Source organism: Enterobacter chengduensis, from assembly GCF_001984825.2.
Taxonomy (GTDB): Bacteria; Pseudomonadota; Gammaproteobacteria; order Enterobacterales; family Enterobacteriaceae; genus Enterobacter; species Enterobacter chengduensis.
Window position 1 is genome coordinate 79,242 of the sequence record NZ_CP043319.1, and the last position, 20,812, is coordinate 100,053.

The 20,812-nt window shown below is 53.1% G+C and carries 19 protein-coding genes; all 19 read right to left on the reverse strand.

The window, feature by feature from the left end:
* Positions 1-16 precede the first annotated feature (16 nt).
* Positions 17-3,559 carry an LPD7 domain-containing protein gene (locus FY206_RS25920; RefSeq protein WP_032635082.1) on the reverse strand — a complete coding sequence of 1,181 codons (3,543 nt, stop codon included), beginning with the start codon at positions 3,557-3,559 and terminating at the stop codon, positions 17-19.
* 71 nt (positions 3,560-3,630) lie between these two features.
* Positions 3,631-3,918, reverse strand: a complete 288-nt coding sequence (locus FY206_RS25100; RefSeq protein WP_022649988.1) for a hypothetical protein — start codon at positions 3,916-3,918, stop codon at positions 3,631-3,633.
* Complete coding sequence (traJ, locus tag FY206_RS25105) at positions 3,915-5,075, reverse strand: plasmid transfer ATPase TraJ (protein WP_022649987.1); 1,161 nt, start codon at positions 5,073-5,075, stop codon at positions 3,915-3,917. The genes FY206_RS25100 and traJ overlap by 4 nt, the downstream gene beginning before the upstream one ends.
* 12 nt (positions 5,076-5,087) lie before the next feature.
* Positions 5,088-5,894 carry a type IV secretory system conjugative DNA transfer family protein gene (locus FY206_RS25110; protein WP_022649986.1) on the reverse strand — a complete coding sequence of 269 codons (807 nt, stop codon included), beginning with the start codon at positions 5,892-5,894 and terminating at the stop codon, positions 5,088-5,090.
* Entirely contained in the window at positions 5,891-6,364 is a 474-nt protein-coding gene (locus FY206_RS25115; protein ID WP_022649985.1) for a DotD/TraH family lipoprotein, read from the reverse strand. Before FY206_RS25115 ends, FY206_RS25110 begins: the two co-directional genes overlap by 4 nt.
* Before the next feature lie 70 nt (positions 6,365-6,434).
* The gene (locus tag FY206_RS25120; RefSeq protein WP_123839394.1) at positions 6,435-6,851 is read right to left on the reverse strand and encodes a hypothetical protein; all 417 of its coding nucleotides are present in this window, start codon (positions 6,849-6,851) and stop codon (positions 6,435-6,437) included.
* Between the two features lie 108 nt (positions 6,852-6,959).
* Complete coding sequence (locus FY206_RS25125) at positions 6,960-8,165, reverse strand: conjugal transfer protein TraF (protein ID WP_022649984.1); 1,206 nt, start codon at positions 8,163-8,165, stop codon at positions 6,960-6,962.
* 105 nt (positions 8,166-8,270) lie between these two features.
* A complete protein-coding gene (locus FY206_RS25130) occupies positions 8,271-9,107 on the reverse strand; it encodes a ribbon-helix-helix domain-containing protein (RefSeq protein ID WP_022649983.1) in 837 nt (278 codons plus the stop codon).
* Between the two features lie 146 nt (positions 9,108-9,253).
* Positions 9,254-9,730 carry a hypothetical protein gene (locus tag FY206_RS25135; RefSeq protein WP_022649982.1) on the reverse strand — a complete coding sequence of 159 codons (477 nt, stop codon included), beginning with the start codon at positions 9,728-9,730 and terminating at the stop codon, positions 9,254-9,256.
* Between the two features lie 19 nt (positions 9,731-9,749).
* Complete coding sequence (locus FY206_RS25140; RefSeq protein WP_301741653.1) at positions 9,750-10,913, reverse strand: site-specific integrase; 1,164 nt, start codon at positions 10,911-10,913, stop codon at positions 9,750-9,752.
* Between the two features lie 574 nt (positions 10,914-11,487).
* The gene (gene pilV, locus FY206_RS25145) at positions 11,488-12,825 is read right to left on the reverse strand and encodes a shufflon system plasmid conjugative transfer pilus tip adhesin PilV (protein ID WP_022649980.1); all 1,338 of its coding nucleotides are present in this window, start codon (positions 12,823-12,825) and stop codon (positions 11,488-11,490) included.
* On the reverse strand, positions 12,822-13,496 hold the full coding sequence (locus FY206_RS25150; protein WP_022649979.1) for a prepilin peptidase: 675 nt from the start codon (positions 13,494-13,496) through the stop codon (positions 12,822-12,824). Before FY206_RS25150 ends, pilV begins: the two co-directional genes overlap by 4 nt.
* Positions 13,481-13,963, reverse strand: a complete 483-nt coding sequence (locus tag FY206_RS25155; RefSeq protein WP_045261878.1) for a lytic transglycosylase domain-containing protein — start codon at positions 13,961-13,963, stop codon at positions 13,481-13,483. The genes FY206_RS25150 and FY206_RS25155 overlap by 16 nt, the downstream gene beginning before the upstream one ends.
* A gap of 84 nt (positions 13,964-14,047) precedes the next feature.
* Positions 14,048-14,662: a type 4 pilus major pilin gene (locus tag FY206_RS25160; protein WP_022649977.1), complete on the reverse strand. Its 615-nt coding sequence runs from the start codon at positions 14,660-14,662 to the stop codon at positions 14,048-14,050.
* A gap of 13 nt (positions 14,663-14,675) precedes the next feature.
* Positions 14,676-15,770 carry a type II secretion system F family protein gene (locus FY206_RS25165; protein ID WP_032623575.1) on the reverse strand — a complete coding sequence of 365 codons (1,095 nt, stop codon included), beginning with the start codon at positions 15,768-15,770 and terminating at the stop codon, positions 14,676-14,678.
* The gene (locus FY206_RS25170; RefSeq protein WP_022649975.1) at positions 15,763-17,322 is read right to left on the reverse strand and encodes a GspE/PulE family protein; all 1,560 of its coding nucleotides are present in this window, start codon (positions 17,320-17,322) and stop codon (positions 15,763-15,765) included. The genes FY206_RS25165 and FY206_RS25170 overlap by 8 nt, the downstream gene beginning before the upstream one ends.
* 2 nt (positions 17,323-17,324) lie before the next feature.
* Entirely contained in the window at positions 17,325-17,840 is a 516-nt protein-coding gene (gene pilP, locus FY206_RS25175) for a type IV pilus biogenesis protein PilP (RefSeq protein WP_022649974.1), read from the reverse strand.
* Positions 17,824-19,128 (reverse strand): type 4b pilus protein PilO2, encoded by a 1,305-nt coding sequence (pilO2, locus tag FY206_RS25180; protein ID WP_022649973.1) that lies wholly within the window; start codon positions 19,126-19,128, stop codon positions 17,824-17,826. Before pilO2 ends, pilP begins: the two co-directional genes overlap by 17 nt.
* Position 19,129: 1 nt before the next feature.
* Positions 19,130-20,806 (reverse strand): PilN family type IVB pilus formation outer membrane protein, encoded by a 1,677-nt coding sequence (gene pilN / locus FY206_RS25185; RefSeq protein WP_022649972.1) that lies wholly within the window; start codon positions 20,804-20,806, stop codon positions 19,130-19,132.
* Between the last annotated feature and the right edge of the window lie 6 nt (positions 20,807-20,812).

Sequence of the window (20,812 nt, forward strand, 5' to 3'; positions counted from 1 at the left end):
CTCTCTCCTTATCGGCTTAGCGGCCGGGGCTGTGGGAGTGTTCCTGATGAAGCGCTTTTTCCTGTCTGCCCTCCGGCTTTCGGGCGTCATCCCATTGTTTCCAGGTCTGTTCAAAACCGAGGCGCTGGAACAAGGTATCTGCCTGTTTTTCCGGTGTGTAGAGCCGGGCGGGAAGCGGTGTATCCTCTTCCCGACCTTTCAGGTGGAACGTCATCAGCTGAGGTGCGGCACGGGTGGTGCCGTCGGGTTCGAAATTCACCGCCTGTCCGTAGCCTACAAAGCGGGGACCGTCATCGGTGATGGCATTAATAACCAGCTGACTGTTGTCTGTGGTTGGCGTGGCCAGTGCCGGATACAGCGTGCCATCCAGACGAACCATCCCCTGCAGGTGTTCCCCCGCAGACTGGACAAGCAGCAGATCTAACTGGTTTGACTGTGTGTCCATAGAGGCCATGACGGGTACCAGCCTGTCTGGTGCTTCCGTGGACGGTGGCGAAATGCTGGCCGCGGCTACCGGTGACTTTACAGGATGCCTGTCTTCGCCCAGATAAAACTGACGCTCTTCCAGGCGAGGTGGCAGCTTCAGGTCTGTGGTGTACTCAGGCCAAGCCTGTCGGATTTGCTGTGTGAGGCGGCCAAACGTATCGACCGGGAAAGCCTGAAGAGGCTGTCCCTGCTCCGGTCGATCATGTGCCACGGCAAGACCTGTTGAGGCGGACGTCAATGACCAGTTATTTTTTACGCGCTCTTTTTCCTCACCAGGTACCTGCCAGCTGTCACGGGAATTGAGCGTCAGCGTGACCACATCGCCGGTTTTGTGGTGCGCGATCAACTCCCGTAAATCCTGCCCCCAGTAGGTATGACTTCCACCGCGGTTCTGTAGCTCGATAAAGAAGCTCTTGCCCTTTTGCTCTTTATTTTCGTACATCGCTTCACCAAAGTTCTTGAGGACCGCCGTGACGCTCTGGCCTGGTTTCAGTGCAGAGGGGGCGGGCTCAGCGGGCATATCAGGGACCCGGATGCTGTCGGCCTGCTTAGGCGCTACAGGCTCTGTTGAGGGTGAAACGGCAGGCTGCTTTGCGGCAGTTGCCTGTGCTGACGGCGTGGGTGATACGGGGGGCACGGGTATGCCCGGAGCGTCAGGGGTAACAGCTTCGGGGGCGGCTGTTGCCGGTGACACTGGCGATGCGGCATCAGGTGATGGAGTCTGTCGGTTCAGATCCGGCGTAGGAATATGTGTTGTGACTGAATCCCTGGTTGCCCCAAACTGTTGCCGCATAGTCTCAAGCTGCGCGCGCTGCGCAGGCAGCTTCATTCGGATATCGAGGTCATATTCAATAATGAGCCGCATGGCCTGCTCTTTAAACTGCGTACTGCCGGTGAGCTCCACCACACCGCCGTAATAGCGTGATGCCACGGCCAGCGCGGCGAGCACCTTGCGCTTGTCCTCACTCGCACCGTTACACATTTCGAGACGGTTGCCGAGATCGTGAAACGCATCTTCCCCGTCGAGACGGTAAAGCACCTTATTGTCACGCTGTTCTTCCGTTGACAGGGCTTTAATGATTTCATCGAGATCTTCTCGCTGAAGCGGTTCCGGCCTTCGCGGTCCGTAGACAAGCCCATCCGCTTCATGCATCTCACTCTCTGCCGTTTCCTTCCTGCCCGGGGAGGGCTCTGACGTGTTTGGATCCACATCGGCAGTTTGCGTCTGCTCCTGTTTTTGCCCGGTTGATGTTGCTCCGGGGGACTGTGGAGGGATTGGTAATTCAGGAACGATCGGCTCCGGAGACTCAGCGTCTGTTTCATGTGACGCAGCCTCAGGCTTCAGGGTTTGTTTGCCCGTTTCTGACAGTTCATGGTCTGTCTGTCGTTCCTGAGCAGGCATATGGGGAATGTCATCAGACTGACTGTTCACCCATTCAGCAAATTGTGGGTCGTCCATCTGCGCGCGTATGTCTGCATAATCATCGAGGCCAGGGACCGGTATATTCGATCCTGATTCGATGGCACTATGACTACGCTGACCGGCATCCGCAGAAGATGTCGCGATCGTCACGTCCGTGGTGCTCTGCGTATCAGGAATTAAAACATCAGCGTCTCGCAGGGACGTGGGGGCGGGTTCATCGTGTTCAGCCTTATTCTCAACCGGTGCCGCACTGATACTGGCTTCATCGGGCGGCATCACCGCTGCCGGAGAGATTATTTCAGGTTCAGGCGGGGCGGGAGGCGCTGGGTTTACTGACTCATCCTGCCTGTGGCTTTCAGACGGAATAACGACAGGTTCATCCGGGGCAATCGAAGACTGGCCGGATTCCTGACTTTCCAGATTTTCCATTTTTGGGTCCTGTTGTGAGAGAAATTGTGCATCGTTGGGTGCGTAGTCTGTCCGGATATCGATGCCGGCAGACCTGAGGCGGTCGCTGATGTGCTCACGGAAGGCTTCTCTGCCCCTGCTGATATCGAGATCGTTGAAGTCCGTCAGCAAGCGTGCTTTTTCTTCTTCGGTGAAATCAGGGGCGATGACTCTGCCGCCCGTGAGTTCTGCCGCTTTCTCAGCGCTCAGGATGCCCTTATTTTCAGGTTGTCCTGTCTGCGCATTCTTCAGCTGATGATCATTGTCTGCACAGAAAATAAAAGGACTGTCAGGCCAAACGGCACGAGCATTCTGGCCAACGGCAATCATGTTTCCCGCATCAACCGTCATCAGTACCGGCAGACCTGATGCCTCATGCAGAGAGGCTGCTGTGGCATATCCTTCAGCAAACAGCAAAGGCAGGCCATTCTGTGGCGTCCCCAGTGCAAACCAGTTACCTGTTTTTTCACTGTCTTTAAGGATGCGGGCGTCTTTTCCGCCGGTGAGCGGAATACGCTGGTAAGAGCGTATGTCGCCATGCGCATTGCTGAAGGGGATCACAAGTTCTTGCTTATCGTTGATTCTTATACCCGGCGCAGCCTCCACACCCTTACGGGTCAGATAGGCGTTCGTTGTAGCCTGCGGGTAGCGGTCAACATATCGGGCGGCGTACTCCGCCTGCCGGTTGTACTGTTGCTCCAGAGCACGGGCATTGTCTTCACGCGTTTGCTGGGCGTGTGCACGGAGATGAAGACGCGCAAGCGGATCCATCTCGCCACCACCTGAAAACACCCACTGCGTCGGTTTAGCGTCGGCGCTGCGATAATCGCGGTACCATCCGGCAGGGCGCCCGTCCAGGTAAGCCTTGTAAGCTCCGCTTTTCGAACCTTTCTTGTCCTGTTTCGTCGGTACGCGCTGAAGGCTTCCATCCATCACGGGGAGCCCCTTAACTAGCAGCCCTGCTTCTTCAAGTTTTTGAGCAAACTCTGTTACCGGATCGTCCGCATTCATCGACAGTTCATGGGGGCGGGGCATCCATCGCTCGAACCTGGTCAGGTCGGCTCCTGGTCGGGCATACCAGAGGCGGTGCTCATCGTCCCATTTAAGGGCTTTCTGCCCATCGCTGAGACGCGGGTGGGCGTTGATGGCGTCGTCCTTCTCTTCGTGAGGTACGGCAAGCCATACGCGGTGACTTTTTTGCATGGTCACATTCCTGGAAGATATTGAGGGAGTAGCGCGGGAGCGCTATGGGGAACGAACGGGTTACATCGGGTTCAGAGACCAGTCCAGTCTCGTGGTTTTTCAACAAAATGCCGGTACCACCAGGGGCGACCGGAGGCAATCTTTCCCCTGAAGGTACTTATTACGCGCAGGCAGATAGCCCGTACACTCCAGCCAAAGAAATTCAGGGCAACAAAGAATCCCAGAATGGCGGAACAGATATACAGCGTCTTCATGGACGGCCAGCGAAACCAGACCAGATACAGCAAAAGGAACGGCAGCGGGATACCAAAAAAGGTGACAGGCGGTGTGGCATAGCGCCAGAATCCTTCTCGTTTCAATGTCTAAGCTCCTGTGTCGGTAGGTAGAGTGCCGCTTCGTGTCTGTCTATATCACCCGTTACGTAACCTTCACGCACTTGATCGATAATGCGCCTTTTCTCCAGTCTCAGGATGTTATCGATGTGGGCCGGCCACTTCTCTGACGGGAGATTCTGTAGTGCATCGCGTAGCTCATCGTCGAAGACGATGTATTCCCGGAGAGCCCGGCGTTTGCCGTCTGTCGTTCTGACAAGTACCTGGACTACGATAAACCGTAACATCCCAAGCATCTCCCAGGCGCGTGCATCACGAATCTGAGGCGGAAACAGACCAAGCAGTCGGTTCAGGGTTTCACCTGGTGATTTAGAGTGCAGTGTACCGATGGTTAAATGTCCGCTTTCACCAGCCTGGACAGAAGCCTCTGCTGTTTCCGTGTCACGAATTTCCCCGATACCGATGACCTCCGGGTTTCGGCGCATTGCGGAGCGAAGCCCATCTGCAAAACTTGCGACGTCACGTCTTACCTGAGCCTGATGCGGCGGCAGAAGGTCGTCGGGGCGGCCGAGAATGTACTCTACTGGATCTTCGTAGGTCACAATTTTGCGATCGGGCTGTGTGTCCTGGCAGTGGCGATACAACGACGCCTGCAACGTTGATTTACCCGAACCCGTTTCACCGCAAATAAGACCCAGCCCGGTTTTTGGCAGCATTGCCGCCGCCAGATCGGGCTCGATACCCAGCTTCAGAAAATCGGGAATGATGTGGGGGATCACACGCAGAGTGACGGAGAGAGCCTTTTCTTCCCGGGCAGATGTCCCCTGGATGATGTGCGCGCGTAGCCGCACGCGTTCCCCCCTTTCCAGGCCATATCGCCCATGCATGTCGCCGTCGATTTGAATGGCTCTGTCCAGCGGTCTTCCACCCTGCACTCGGGGGCGCACTTCTGGCCCCAGCAGGTCGTCAAGCATATTTCCCAGCATGATATTCGGCAGTATGGTGTCTGAGACTCTCTCACGTCGGCCATAACGACTCACTGAAACTGGTGAGCCGCCAACCAGATCCACATCACTGACTCCATGTGCCGAACACCAGGCAAAAAATGTCCTGAACTCGTCGGCGGTATAGGCACCGCTGAACGGGAAAAGCCCGAACGAGTCAGGGATAGCTGATATGTTCACGAGGAAAACTCCTTACTGGATGGTAACGGACGGGCGCCAGCGTGATTTCTGTAGCTCAAACGATGCATGTGATTTGAGTCGGCGAACACGATCGCCGGTAACGAGCTTCTGACCACTGCCAGTAACAGTCTGCTGCTGCTCGGTGACTTCCGGCCGGGAAATCATGCCCCGTCGCCAGAGCAGGGAATAAAGCATCATGCCGCGATAGTCCCGGGTGAGTTGATTCATGCTGGCCTCAAAGGTCAGATCGGCATTTTCGCGACCTTCCTGCCAGCCTTTTTTCAGTGCGTCTTCCCAGACCTTTCTCTGGGCGCTGTCTTCCGGCACAACCAGACCTTCTGTGCCAGGGGTTGCCGTGGTGGCCAGACCGCGTAGTAACCAGCTGCGCCAGCTGGGCGGGTTACTGACGAATCGCTCCGGTCGGATGATGGTCCAGACTTTTGAGGCTGTGCGAATTTGATCAGGAGTGATGTGTGCTACGTCCTGCGCTTCATCAATAACCGGAGGAAGCCAGCCTTCAGGGCTGATAAGTGGACGGAAATCGTAAAGGGCATTGAGGGTGGATTCGCGGGCGTTGAGTGCCTGGGTTAACTCCCATGCCCGCTGGGATTTTCCTCCCCGGAATCCCAGTGTTCTGCCAGCATCAGTAAGCATTTGCCAGCGCGTTTCGGACAGACCTTCTGGTCTTTGTCGCTCCGGGTTGAGCCAGGCCTGCATATCCGGAGGTGGTGCCCCTGTATCTGTCGGTGAAGCCGGCCGCTCTCCTGCACACCCAGTCAGGAGCAGAGCAGGGAATAGTAACAAGAGAAAGCATTTCATTTCTTTCTGGTCTCCGGTTGCATGAAGTTGAGCTGGAGCAGCCCAGGGTACTGATTCAGGGTTGCGCGCCATGCGGTCTGCGCTTCGATAACGCGCAACACATTGCTGAACGTCATGCCACGAACGTGCAATGTTACGGGCAAGGGCAGGCGAACGCCGCTGTAGTTGAACTGCAGGCCACGTGCCCGCGCCAGTTCATCCAGTAGCTCCACAGCATCACCTTCCCAGTCGAAAGAGACGTCAGCGCTGTTGGAGCGAACGATCTCCATGGATGATGGCGCGGTTTTCGAACCGGACCAGACACCGTTATTCCACATCTGATACTGTGTGTGACGGGTAACGGAAACGGATGAGGCCGCGCCGTAACGGTCGGGGGAAGGAGAAACTGGAGACGTTGATGGCGTAGTCCAGGACTGGCAGCCGGCGAGCAGGGAGATGGCCAACACGCCGGGAAGCATTAAACAATTCATGGTAGTTACCTTGCCGGGGGGCGACGGAGATTAAAGCCAGAAGATTCAGTGGGCGAGGCTTATGATGCCGTTAATTTTGATGTTTACTTTTCCTGCGTATCCAGCTAATTAATTCAGATGGTTGATTATTTGCGGTCATCCAGAATAAAAGTCCGAATACAGAGAAAGTGAGATAAAACTGCCTGATGGTATCGTCAACACGCTCTTTCCAGTCATCCTCATCAATTAATACCGTTTTGCATACCTGAGGCATTACAAGAGGAGATGGCGGGCCGCTATCGTTTGATTGTTTACATTCTCTTACCATGCCTGGTGGTGCATCACCGGTAAGTGATCGGGCCTGTTCAAGGAAGGTGTCGGCGAGCGAGTGGTTGAATCCAAATAACATGAACAGAATAAAAAAACCGGTGGCTGGCGCAGTTATCAGGCTGCTGAAAGCAACACTGCTGATCTGATGCAATACATGTACATATCGGAAAGATTTCATCTTCAACGGTCTCAGCGGGAGAAAGTTCGGGGGGATTACAGCCAGTGCACAGGGGATAACACACAAAGAAACGGCAGAGGAAGCCCATTGCGGGCTTCCCCTAAACTATCAGAACGTGAACTGCAACTGTGCGACCGCACCGTAGGTACGATCGGTTCCTGCAATACCGGTCAGGTCCAGATGTACTACGTCGAAAGGAGAGAAGCCCAGACCCGCAGTGAAAGCGTTGCCCTCGCTGGAGACCATGTTCTGACGATAACCCGCGCGTACCTGCATCCAGTTCCAGGCATTCAGTTCGGCACCCACACTGGCGAACTGGCGTTTGTCATCCCGCTCAAAGCGGCTTGCTTCGGTCAGATCCACATCGAGAGCGGTGGTCAGGATACTGTTACTCCATGCCACGCCTGCAGTGGCCTGTGGTTTTACTTTGAATGTTTCTTTCTCACCATTCACTGCTTTAGTGTCAACGGTGCGGGCGATGATGTTCTGTACCGCGAGACCCAGCATCCAGTTGTCGCCGAGGTTTGTTGCCAGACCGATGTCGGCGTTAAATCCGGTTTTAGTATTGCGGTAGTCATCCGAATTCAGGTCATTTTTGTCGAAGTCGTTTACCTTTGCGCTGTAGTTGAAAAGATCGATGCGTTGATACTTGGGCGTGATCCCCAGTGACCAGCTATGTCCCGCTGTTTCAAATTCGTGCGCCATAGCCACACCGACATCGGTGATAACGGCAGCCCGACCATAAGCGCGGGACGTTAGTGCATCCTTGTCTACCGTATCTGACGGGATGGCGCCGCTGGCGATATTATCGAGATACTGTAGATCGTGATCACTGACCTTGCCGTTTACGGAAACGGTGCCCCAGGACTTCACGACAACCGCAAATGGAAGCACTTTATTAGGAGTGGTAGCAATGACAGATGCCCCGACCTGTCCGTTTGCTTTTACGTCCTTCAGGTCTTCCAACTTGTTGCGTAATGCGGCTGCACTTTCGCTGACACCGCTCTGGCGGTCAACTGCATTGTCAAAATTGTTCCACAGATCCTTTACGTCATCGGTATTATCGATGGCATTATCTGGGTCTGCTACCTGGACACCTACGGACGGCAGCACCAGGCTGAAGTCATCGTTCGCGCCAAATTTCGTCAGGAGTGCCGGGTTGGATAAGGCAGCTGTACCGTAATGTGCGGAAGCTACGCCAGTCCCGCCCATCGCATCGCTGCGGGCTTCCATATAAGAGGTTGCAGCTCCCGCATGAAATGCCATCATGACGGCGAAAGATATCAGTGTTTTTGCAATGTGAGTCTTTTTCATAAGTAAATTTCCTGTAGTCCTGTCTGGATTTAGGGCAAAAGTAGGTCCTGATGCGGCAGCATCAAAATTTCCTTTTTCTTTTTTAATTCAGATTTTCAGCGTGGTTTAAAGCTGTCTGAATATAAGTACGGGTAACGTTGTTCCGTGTTCAAGTGCTGTTGCCAGCCCTGCACCTAAGGTGACGAGGCGGATAGTACCTGTTGCTGCGTGTTCCCTGAGGAGTCGCTCTTTCCAGCATTCCTGCTCTGTATTCAGGGTGCGCGTAATAATGGATAGCACCGGAAAATATGTCAGCTGAGATGAAGATATTTTCTTCTTAATTAATATGCCGTTTCGTTCCTGATCTTTATCCTCAGTTGTATTTTCAGTCTTCCAGAAAATAATGCTGTCATTATTATTTTCGGCTGAAGGAATAATTACCTCCCGGAAATTTTCTTCCGTTTGTGGCCATTGATGACTCGCGCTGCCTGTGTCGACAGGGGGAACGTTGCTTCCAAGCAACCAGCCAGGAGAAACGAAAAACCAGTCAGCGAGCGCCTGGAGAAGCGGGGTGGACAGATAGTCCATTGTACGTTCCCTGTCCTGTAGCACACTAACCCGAACATTCCATGACGACAGCAGTTCTGCGATGTCTGTCGGGCTAAGCTCGTGTGACTGCATCAGTAGCTCAAAGCGGTCTATAACGCTGATTGCAGTATTACTGAATGGCAGGAAGATATCGCGAAAAGAGCCTTCAATTACCATACTCAGCAACTCTGACTGAGAAATTCCAATTTTGCCTGACAGCTCATCAATCAGTTGACGGGTACCAGGTCGCAACCGAAGTGATGTGGTCTGCATGGGCTTCTTATCATTGCGCTGAAGCAGTTCTGCAATCCTGTTCCGATCAAGGTCGGGGAGCGCCAGAAGCGAGGTGAAAATTGCTGTGAGACTGTTTGCCACATGGCCCCCTTAAGTGAAATTAAACTTTGTTACTCAGTGGGTTAAAGAATAATTAATCGTGACGCGTATGTATAACGAGTTAATTCGATCGTGTAGATCGACTGCGTTTGCGTGTTCGTTTTAATTACGTTTGTGTATTTGCTTTTTTAGCGAGCTTTCCGGCGCGGCCGAATGAGTACAAGCACGCCGGTTTCAGGTACGGTTATCCAGCGCCATTCCTGTAAAAATGTTTGCAGCCGTATCCCGTTTCTGATGGCTGGAGGTATCGTGACTGTGGTGCAGCGCCAGCGGTGCGTTTCCCCCATTTTTGACATCAGGATAGTCATGCTTTTCAGGTGTGCCGGTCGCATCAGATGGGATGTGAAGTACACCGGCGAGCTGTCTCTTTGTAGCGCCAGCTGCAACGTGACCAGAAAGCTCCGGTGAAAGCGTGCCGCACGCCGGAGATTAAGATGGCCAACCCGGTCAAATGTCGACAGATGCAGGGTTGTGTAATGCTTCTTACGATGTCGAACCAAGGCCGTTCGGAACCCTTTCCAGGGCGTCACGGCACTGACGATTGTCATTATCGGGCAATACAGCAGTAGCGTTAGTGGTACTGCTGAAAGGAAAATCAGAAACACAGCCCCTCCAGAAGAAAAGTTATACCTGGGCCGACAGTGCCAGGTCGGGGTTAAGCGGACATATCATGATGTGATTGTTTGTCCTGACAGGAAGCTCTCCCGGCGCGGGGACTCGTTCGCCGCGCTGGGCTGCAAGAGCCAGTGTCCGCAGTAGCAGTTCGCTGGCGCGGGCCAAAGCAAGTTCGCGAGTCGGCGCTGATACTGTCAGATTTTCGAAATCGCATAGCATTACCTTGATGTCACCTGATTCTTCGCTGTCCTGCTCGACCTGGGCAGGATAGGGCACGAAGTAGGGGGCGATCTTTTGAGTCTGGCGCCGTCGCGCGTCCAGCTTGCTGACCAGCTGGTAAGCTCTCAGATGGGTGTAGCGTTTTAGCATATTCATCGAGCGATGGCCTGATATAGCTGCGACCTCCATAACGTTCAGCGTACCGAGTTCGAAGAAACGGCTGATGGCCTCGTGCCGTAGATCATGAAAATGCAGATTCTCGATAGAGAGTTCCTTGAGGGCATTCCGCCAGGCGCTTTTGAAACCGGATGACGTATAGGAAAACAACTTACCTTTTAGCTGGGCCGGCATCATCTGAAGCAGGTTACGAGCCTTACGTGAGAGAGGAACATCTCGTGATGAGCCATTCTTGGTATCGGGCAGATGTGCTACGCCGTGCTGCAGGTCGATGTATTCCCATTGCAGGTTAAGGATTTCACCCTGCCGCATGGCTGTCTCAAGCGCGAGATGAAAAATTATATACAGCATTAAGTTTCGTTCCCGGAAATAACGGGACAGTCTGCGCTCTTCACTGGATGTCAGGCGGCGATCACGACCTTTGGATACTTTAGGTTTACGTACCAGTTCGACTGGGTTGCTTCGACAGGTTCCCCATTCCACGCGAGCGATCCCGAATAGAGATGATAAAAGCGCCAGTTCAAGCCTTACTGTATTGCCAGTGATAGGGTTCCCAGTCCTTGGGTTGAACTGCATCAGCCTTTCATCACGGTAGGCTGCAATATCAACTGTGGTGATCTCATCCATGTTCCGGTTAGCCAGTGGGTGACGCTTAATGACGTTGACCCGGTAAAATTCCTGAAGATGTCCCTTTTTGTGAACTGATACCGACTCGTAATACTTATCGAGGCCCCGACTGAGAGACATTTTTCTAATACGCGCAACAGAAGACATCATTACTCCCAAAAGGCGAAGAAAATAAAGCCTTGTGCGAAAAATGCAATAACACTGTCAATCCGGTGTGTGGATTTCCGGCTCCATTTATAACGGTAGTTACTCTTCGCTAGGGGCATTTGTTTCCACTTACACATCGGTTAACGATACTGGCCGCCCGATGACGGTTTACGCTTCCGGCGGCGTTTCCACTATAGATAGAGGAATTAAAGACGGTGACAATTGCCGTAATACATGGGATCTTAAAGGTATGGTTGACGGACGTATCATTACATCGGCTGGTACCGCTAACTCAGATTGGAGTAAATCCGGAACTATAAACTTCATTATCCCAGCGGGATCGACGTTTAGTGTAACGTCAAACCCCTTACCCTCTTACGGATGCTCACCTGGGAGTTTCAATCTCGTCACCTACCACTGATCAAAAGGCTGCTTAACTGCCGTTATTTATCGCTAAATCCCACTAACATTCAGAGTTGTGGAGTTTGACTGTTGGTAAGCTAAGACGACAGAGTACAGGTAAATAATCTGCAACACGTTACACAACCAGCACATTTCTCATATCAGACTGTCAAGGTTATTGGAAACGAAAGACAGTGAACGATCCGTAGTCACAGCCGTAAGACATCATTCCATTTGAGACAATAGAAAATGAAGACCCATCCGGGACTTCAAAGTTCACTGTCCCTGATTTTTGCCACTGAGAGTTGCCATTTAAATCTCTTGCAACGTACAGCCCCCCAACTTCAGCGACGAGCGAGTATGTATTAACGCAGTTATCAGCATCTCCATAGTTGATTTTTTTGCTAGGTGGATTGCCGCCTGTTACGTACAGGCGATATTGCTTTCCTGTATTATTCGTACCGGAGTAAGAACCTTTAAATGTCCCGAGAACAGTGTAATTACCCTCGGTTATGCCTGTACCCTTCCACACACCGGATTGACAGGAAAGTACGCCACCACTGGCATCACGGCTTATCAGCCCATTCGGATAACAGGCTATACCTGCAACGTTTACCTGACCCAGTTGCAAAACACCGCCAGCTGAAAGGTTGCCTGTTGCTTTAACTGTGGCACCAGAGACCTCGTTTGTTGCCGTAATATTGCGTCCGGCGCTGATGTCACTGTCAGCACGGACTGTAGCTCCTTTTACCTGTGCTCCCGCTGTAATATTCTGGGAAAAAATACCATTTAAACCACTCACATTTCCGCTGAATGTTCCTGTCTTACCATTAATGGTACCGACGCTGTTCAGATTATTTCCCCCCATGTCTATTGCTGTGTGCATTTTATTCAGGTCGGGGCGGCCATTAACCTGAAAACGGTACAACCTGTCGTTATCCTCCTGTGCACCAGATAACTCATCTGTTGAGAGGAGCACGACGATATGTCCATTTCCGGAAGTAGCTCCGTAGCTACTCAGCGGGATTTTCCAAGTCCGCAAGGCACCGGTGGCAGTTTTACCGTCATCGATGTATCCTCCGAATCCGGTTTTGATGTCCCTCGATATCAGCCTCAATGCTTTGGCCGGATATACACTTCCACCGCTTGATACCACCATTCCCTGCAACAATTCCGTGTTTTGCCCGTTTCTGACCAGGTACGTGTTCATACGCTGACCCTGGCTGTTTGTTTCGGTAAAACCGGACGGCAGAAAACCGGTATTTTTAAGCATGGCTGTGGTGATCACTGTCGGCGCGGTAGTGCTGGTTGCACTTAACAGCGTGGCATAGTTTCGCCCGACGTAGCCACGCGCAGCTGCTGCGTAGGTACTGATATGGGCTGCTTCAACCTGCCAGTTTTTCTCCTGTTGCCAGTCCTTGTATTTAGTGAGTCCAAAGACGGCCATTGCCATCACAACAAGGAGCGACAGAGCGACATCAAGATTTGCCCAGCCACGATCATGCTTTTTCATAGAATCGATATCCATACAGGTTGATACAGAAGAGTGAGCTGGAAAATACTCCCGCTAAGACAAAGCCAGGGTCCCAGCGGTCCCTCTTTTTTCCCCGATACATTCCAGGTTAGCAGCCAGAGAACAAAGGCTGCTGCTCCAAACAGAGTGACCAGTGCAGCATCTTTCCCACCCATCCAGGCAGTCAGGCCAGTTATCAGCCATAAATCCCCCTGACCCAGACGCTGAGTGCCCCGGTTTACCAGGACACTCAGTAGTGCCATCAGACTGACTGTTGCTGCGATCTCCGCCAGTTGTGTAGATATACTTTCAACTGAAACGTCTGATGCTGCTCCCCAGAGCAATCCCCCAAGTAACAGCCGTACTGTGAAGGTTCGTGGCAGATATCCACTGACTGCGTCTGTGCTCCCGGCCTGAAGAAGGAAGGCCATCATCACTATGGCAGCTGCCCGATCAGCAACAGGAACCGGTGCAAGGGCAGCGATCATACTGAAAGTAGCGAAGAACCAAATCCCTGCCGTCAAGGTTGTTTTCTGTTCCTTAACGTTTATCGGGTGCTCCTCCAGAAATTCGAGCACGCGGCACATCAGGACTCTGCCAATGATTGCGAACCCCAGTAGTAACGGCAGACTCCATGCTGTCGTCAGACTCGTAACTATGATGGTTCGCATATTCGCTTTCCTTTCACCTGTCGACAGACTCGAAGACCTTTCAGCTCCAGATAGAACCCCCAGATACGGTTGGCATATTGCTCACGGGTTTCGTGCCGATCCTTACGGAATCCAGCGTTGTAAGACCCGAGGCAATTCCAGGTCACACCACATACCTGAAAGTGGCTGGCCAGGATCCACGCCCCTATCTGAATGTTCAGACAGGGGCGCTTCAGCAGGTCTTCTGCCCCCTGGATGACACCCATCCGGACGAGCTTAGGAACATGGGTTGAGTTAATCTGCATCAACCCATAGTCCGTGCTGACCGGATTACCCTTTTTATCCCGGTTGGTGTTTGTGACCCATGGACGGAACGAAGACTCCCCTTTGGCCACTGCCTTAAGCAGCAGTGGCTCGATCTGGTATCGGGCACCGGCATTGTTAAAGCAGGCATCAAAAGTCGCAGGCGGGGAGTTCGTGCTGGCCATCAATGGGCCGGAGGAAAAGGACAGAATGAGCAGCGTCATTACCAGGCGGCAGGAGAGAATGCGTTCTCTCCGCATGTTGTCTCCTTAGCTGTTCATCGTGAAGATCAGCTTGTTGGTACCTGTGCTGCCATTGTCAGCTGTGCATTGCGCGCTGGCTTCTTCAGTTGTCACAACCCCATCACTGTGCGCCGTGGAGTTGATGGTGATCGCATCAGCAATTTTGGCGCGACTGAGTGCTGTGACGAGCGAGACGCAGGCACCCTGAGGAACCATTTCGTAGGTCAAAGAGAATCCATTTGAGAACCCGGAGACTGTGACAGGTGACAGTGTCACGGCTCCACCCCATCCATTATAAAGCGTGGCGGTGCCGGAAGAGGGGGTACCACGTACAGTCATACTTTTAGGCTGAAGTTTCATCTGGATAAGCGAGCCCATCATTTTGGCACCGGAAGTGAATGTGTATCCATCTCCTCCTTTCATCATGTTCTGGGTGCTTGTGATGAGCGACTGAATGTTCGACGACTCCTTACCTACGTTGACGTTATTTTTGAGGGCGAAGTATCCCGCCAGGACGATCCCGATGACGACCAGTACGATTAGCGCGATGCTGCCCTGCTCCAGGAAGCCCCAGCCGCGGTGTTGCGAAAGCGCCTTAGTTGGTTTGTATGGCTGAGAAGTTGGTTCAGAATTAAATTGCATGATGTTTCCTCATTTAAAAAGAGCCCGACGAGCTGTTAAGGGCATTAATATCCATAACGACAAGGACCAGAAGCAGAAGCATCAGGATCATTGCCAGGAACATGAGTCCGCGGATTACAACAGCGCGCTTTGCTACGCGCTCCAGGGTTTGTTCAAGCCAGCGCTGTCCGTAGTTAATGATGATTTCATCGTCTCCATCACCCTGCAAAAGGGAGAGGAAGTTGGCCGCTTCCTGCGACGGAAAATCGTAACCACAGTCCTTCAGGGCCAGTCCGAAATGTTTACCTTCACGCACATGTTCGGTAATCGCATCAATACGCACAGCAAGCCAGGGGGATGCCGTTTCCAGCAGGATCTCCAGCGCGTCTTTGGTTCTTACGCCGGACTGTAGCAGTGCACCGATATTCAACAGGAAGGTCGCGCCCTGAATATCCTTATAAACCGACCATGGCATCAGCCCGTCGAATATACGACGAAGCCTGTCAGGGCGATGCCAGCGCGGGAGTGACCAGACCGTCCAGATAATTAAAGCGGTGGCGGCGATGCCGGTTATCACTCCATACTCACTGAAATACACTGAGATCCCGTAAAGAAACCCTAGCGCCCCGGTCCAGTTCTCTGGCGGGCTGATTTCTGTCAGCGTAGGAAGTAGTTCGGCATTCAGTACATAGATGGAACTGGACAACATGATGGCAAAACCAATCGGATAGATGGCCATCTGCCATACAGCTGCGCGAATACGCTTACCCGCGTGGGTCAGGGCACAGGCGTATCTTAGTGAGCGTGGAAGTGACTCACTGCGTATGCCGGCGCTTATAACGGAAGCTTCTGCGGCAGGTAGCCACCGGGTGAGGGTGCGCTCCAGCGTTTTTTCGCCGCTGTTTTCCCTTAACGCATCAATACAGTCGTCCGTCAGCTCAACGTAGGGATGCCAGTTCTGGCCGAAGTTCGTCCATGCATTGCGCATTTTCTCCAGTGAAGGCTTTAGTTTCTGTCGGTTTTCAATCAGAAACCGCAGCGCATCATAGAACTGAACACGATACTGACCGCTGAACGTCTTACGGACCAGGTTATATCGGAGTCGTTTCAGGAAGTGCATTTCACGCATCATCCACCTCCAGACGTTCATCTTCATCGAGTGGAATGATCCGGTTGGCCATCAGCGGGTCGACCAGCCCCTCGTTGATTTTATGCAGAACGTGCCGGACACGGCTGATCCCCTGCATGTTGTTTATCCAGAACTGGCGAGCCGCAACCTTGCCGTCAGTTTTCAGCAGCTTAAAAAGACGGTTATTGGTCTCGATAACCTCAGCAATGACGGTACGTCCCCTGATACCCTGACCGACTTTGCCACGCACCTGGCCGTTGATCTCCACTACCTGTGTGCATGCTTCACACCCGTCCGGGTTATGGAAATAGAGCCTGTCGGTCGAGCAGACGCCTTCAATATTGCAGTATTTCTCCAGCCAGTTCTTTTCCTCGTCACTTAAGGTGTTGACCTTATCCTGCCAGGATATACGGCATTCCGGACATAGTGTGGGTACCAGACGCTGACTGATTAATCCGATTAAAAGCTGGGCATCACACAACAGATTTTCGTTAACACCGAGCGTAACCATACGCTCCGGGATGCCGAGTGCTGAGTTTGTGTGCAGGGTTGTCATCACCAGGTGTCCGGTCTGGGCGGCATAAATGGTGGCCAGCATCGAGACAAGGTCACGCATTTCACCCTCCATAATGGCGTCCGGATCCAGTCGCAGCGCTGACGAGATAGCTTTTCCCCAGGCGATACGTACTGCTTCCTCATCTGATTTGTCGCAGATGATTGGCGTCTGAACAGCTCCCACGACCTGCCCCTCAAGTGGGTCTTCGATGGTCAGAAGGTGTTGCCCGGGGTTGGTATCCAGATATTCACGGCAGGCGGTACGGAGCGTGGTGGATTTACCGGAACCAGTTGGCCCCGAGAGGATGATCTTACCTTCAGGTCGGTCAATCATGCGTTTAAGCAGCTTGATTTGTTCGGGTAGATAACCCAGTTGCAGGAAGTCAGGTACGTTGTTACCGTCATCCGGAATAAGTCGCATAACCGCAATCAGCCCATCGCCAGTTGGGCGGTGACTGTAGCGGGCACCAAACAGACCTATTTTCCGCATCATTGCCGGGGAGAGTCGTGCATCCTGTTCCCGGTGTGGGTAGAAGCTGGTTTCTGACACATCCGACATCGAGAGAATACAGGTGGCACAGAGGGATATACCTTCCTCCCGCCGACGTTCATCCACCACATGCAAATAGCCGTGGACGCGCATTTTGACCTGGAAGAGTGAATCTGAAATGAGAAAGTGAATATCTGAGGAACCGAGCTTTTTGGCCACTGAAAAATAGTTCAGGATCCGTTGTTCACTTTGGCTGCTGTCTCCATCCAGGTCTGCCAGAGTTAATCCTGTCTTATCGCTGGCCTGAGGTTGAGCTTCCTGCTTTTTTCGCGCCTCTCGTAAGTCTGAGAGAGTGACAAACCGATGTTTGATCCCCGGATGTTTGTTCATTAAGTCCATCAGCGCGGCCTGTACACCTGGGTCGACTCGCTGGTTGGTATCAATGAGGATTTCTTTCCTGTCACCGTCATCAAACAGCAGAAGAGATTCTGCAGTAATAGCGCTCATGGTTAGTCCCCAAAGGCAAGCAGTGTGCCATCGCTGAGTGTGACTCCGGCTAAGGTAATGCTTTTGACTGTGCTCTCCATTCCTGGAATACGGCTTCCGGGTGATACGACCAATGACAGTCCTGATTGCAGTTGTAGTGTGGCGCGGAGGTTTTTATCGCGGCCGTTAATCTCCAGCACGACAGGGCGATTACTCACAGTAACCGGACGTGCAGGCTGGCCAGGCAGTGAAGTATCGCCGAAGGAGGCACCGGGAAGAGCGGTGGCAGGAGTGCCGACGCTGGATTGATTTTCCTCAAGCTGGCGCTGCAGTTGCGCGCCCTGAACTTCTGCCTGAAGAATGACGTTTCGGATATGCAGCTGTTCAAGCTGTCCCTTTGTCACACCGGGTATCACGTTCCCTGCTGGCGGTGATACCTGCTGGTTCGTGGACTGAGAGGCCTGAACGGGTAAAGGCCCGAATATTGGCAGCAGGAGCCAGAGTGTCGCCTGCCGAAGAAATTTACTTTGCTGACGCATAAATTTTACCTTCAGTGGTATAGCTGAACGCACTTCCGTTCAGCTCGAATGTTAAACGGGTAAGTCGGATACCAGTTTCATCCAGACCGTCGAATAAGATGATGGCGGGGAGGGGCGCGGAAAAACTAAACGCGTATTCCTGCCAGTCCTGCACAGGAGGCGGTTCTCCGTTCGACCCCGGCAGGACTGGAGGCATGGCTACATCGGTGATGTTGAGTGTGATTTGCTGACGCTGGAACCAGGATAGGATGCGGATGAGCTGCAATGAACTGTCAGGCACTGCTTCATCCCTGAGTGGTCTGTCCGGGGGCGGTAATGAAATTCGGGCTTCCCGCCCCCCCTCCTTAAGATTGAATACTGGCGTGACACCGAAGACTTCCTGACTGCGAGCGAGAAACCCCTCGACTGTGCCACCGGGCATAATCTGGTACAAAAGGGTTATACCGTCAGGAGAACAGGTCCCGGATGCCAGTTTCCAGCTCCCCAGAACATGTAGCGCCGGATCGGTCTTTCTCTGACAATCATCAATCAGAGCCTGGGCTGTTACCTCGCGTGCCCAGGGATGAGGCAAAACCTTAGGTTTTGCCTGACTGGCGAACATTGCGCGCGCCCTGGCCTGTATTTCTTCAGCGGTGAGTACCGGTTCCTCCGGTGGTGTGGCCGTCTGCCACCAGGCAATGGCGCCTGTGCTGAGCAGCAGTATCGCGCAAGCCAGTAACCAGCGCTGCCTCCGGAGTCCATCTACATGCACACGGCATTGCTGTCGCCTGCGTGCAGATAGTCCGGCAAAGAGGCTGTTAGCATCAAGGGGGTTTTCCACTGATGCCAGACAGACCCAGCCTTCTGGGGGCGGTTCGTTCATGCTCAGGAACAGTGTCAGCAGCCCCTGCATTTTGTCCGCACTCCCTGTTTTATCGGCAGTGACGGCAGGCACACCATTAATACTGGCCAGAAACACGAAGTCGGTACTACTCAACCGATAAATGCCGTATCCATTTCGTGTGCTGGCACAGAACGCGAGTGCCAGCGAAAAGAGCTGGTGACGGCGATGACGGACGGGCAATCTGCCACTCCCAGCGACTGATTGCCCTGTGTCCCGTTTATTGAACTGTCCTGTTGAGGTGTGGACGCCGATGCCGTCTGTTCTTCCGGAACGTGATTTTATTGGTTGAAATGGCGGCAGCCGAAATTTTTGTCTTTCCGTTGGCGCCCAGTCCATCCCCGCCAGCCAGTAACGGCTGCGGGATTTTCCATCCCGGATTGTAAACAGGTAATCCTCATCCTTCATTTCAGCCTCCGGAACTTTGCGGGAATGTCGGTGTGATCACGATGACCAGAGTGGTCCGTTCGTTTTTACCTGACTGACTTCCGCCCAGGAGCGGGTTCCCTGGCGTAAAGGTGCCGGATTTATTGACGGAGGTATTGTTCTGATCAAAACCAGTGAGGATCAGCGATTGCCCGGCCCGGAGATTTGCCTTCTGGCTCAGAGAGCGCAGTTTGGTATATGGCATCTCGATGTAAGAGTTCCCGTCTTTTGACGTGAAGTTACGGATGGTCGGTGGATCTGACAGGTTGAAGTTTACCTGTAGCTGAACGTTACCTGTTTCCTGAATCAACGGTAACAGGGTCATGTTGAAACCGGTGGTGATCATCCCAGGCGTCAGCGTTGTGGTGGCGCCGACATCGGTGGTTGTCGTTGTAGCCGACTGCGCTACATAGACCGTCTGATCTGCCATCTGAATAGGCACGGGCGTCAGGTTAGTCACGGTACTGGACTGAGAAGTGACGACGCTGACATCGCCCTGTTCTGACAATGCTTTCAGCAGAAGGCTGGAGCCAGCAAACTTCGCGGCATTACCAGTAGCGGTATCAAGAATGGACGCGCCGGCAGAAATACCACCAGTGAGATCCCCTGTCGCGTTGTTAAGCGTGGCGCCAGCAGAGTGCAGTGACTTGTACACCAGGTTCCAGTCAATCCGGAAATCTTCGTTTCGTGAGTTACCGACGCTCAGGACTTCAACATTCAGGGCTACCTGTCTGTTCATGATGAGATTTTGCTCGTTCACATAACGGGCCACAGCGGCCTGTACTGACGGCGTGTCTGTCACAATCAGTGATGAGCTGGAGGAGGACAGCCAGTAGCGACCTTTGTTCGGGGTCAGCATCGACTCCACAGCTTTTCGCAGATCAGCATACAAATCGTATTCCTGCCCCGTGGTTGTGCTCTGGGAGGTTGTGGATTCGCCGGAGGCGGAGTTATCTGTACCACTGGTGGCTCCCATACTGCTGGTCGTCCCTGAGCTGACGCTCGACGTGCTGGACGTTTTAGTGTTCAGCATGGCCAGCGAATAGGTCCGGGTTTCCATCAGATAGAACACGATAGTTCCATTATCCATTCGCCAGTAGAGACCGCTACGGCTGGCCATCAGATCCAGAAGTCCGCCCAGGTCTCCCTGCCACATCAGTCCGGTAAGGTTCAGGGGCTGGCTGGTTCCTCCAGTCGGCAAAGAAGTTACGCCCCCCAGACTGGCCAGTGGCGTCCGACCGCTGTCATCAGGTGGTGGTAGTGTGCCACTCATCTGGCGTGTGACGCCGGTACTGACGCTGCTCTGGCTGATATCAAGGGCGTCAGGAGTAAAAATAACGGGGGTTCCACACAGCGCGGTGATGCGTTGTGCCAGTTCCTGTAGCGTAATAGTATTTTTTGCCTGGGTGATATTACATGACGGAGCCTGGTGGTTCCGTTCACGAACGGCGACCGGGATAGGACTCGGATTAATCCACTGACGCTCCGTCCAGGTCAGTGGTTGTTGATGTTGTGTTCGCGGGAGCTGTGCCTGTGCGCGGGCTACCGTGGCGTCAGATTGTGCCTTAGTCTGCATTTTGTTGATTTCAGAGAAGGTACAACCTGCGAGCATGGCAAAGCAGGACGCCATCAGCAGGCGCCGCAAAAGGGTTTTCTTCATGGGGGA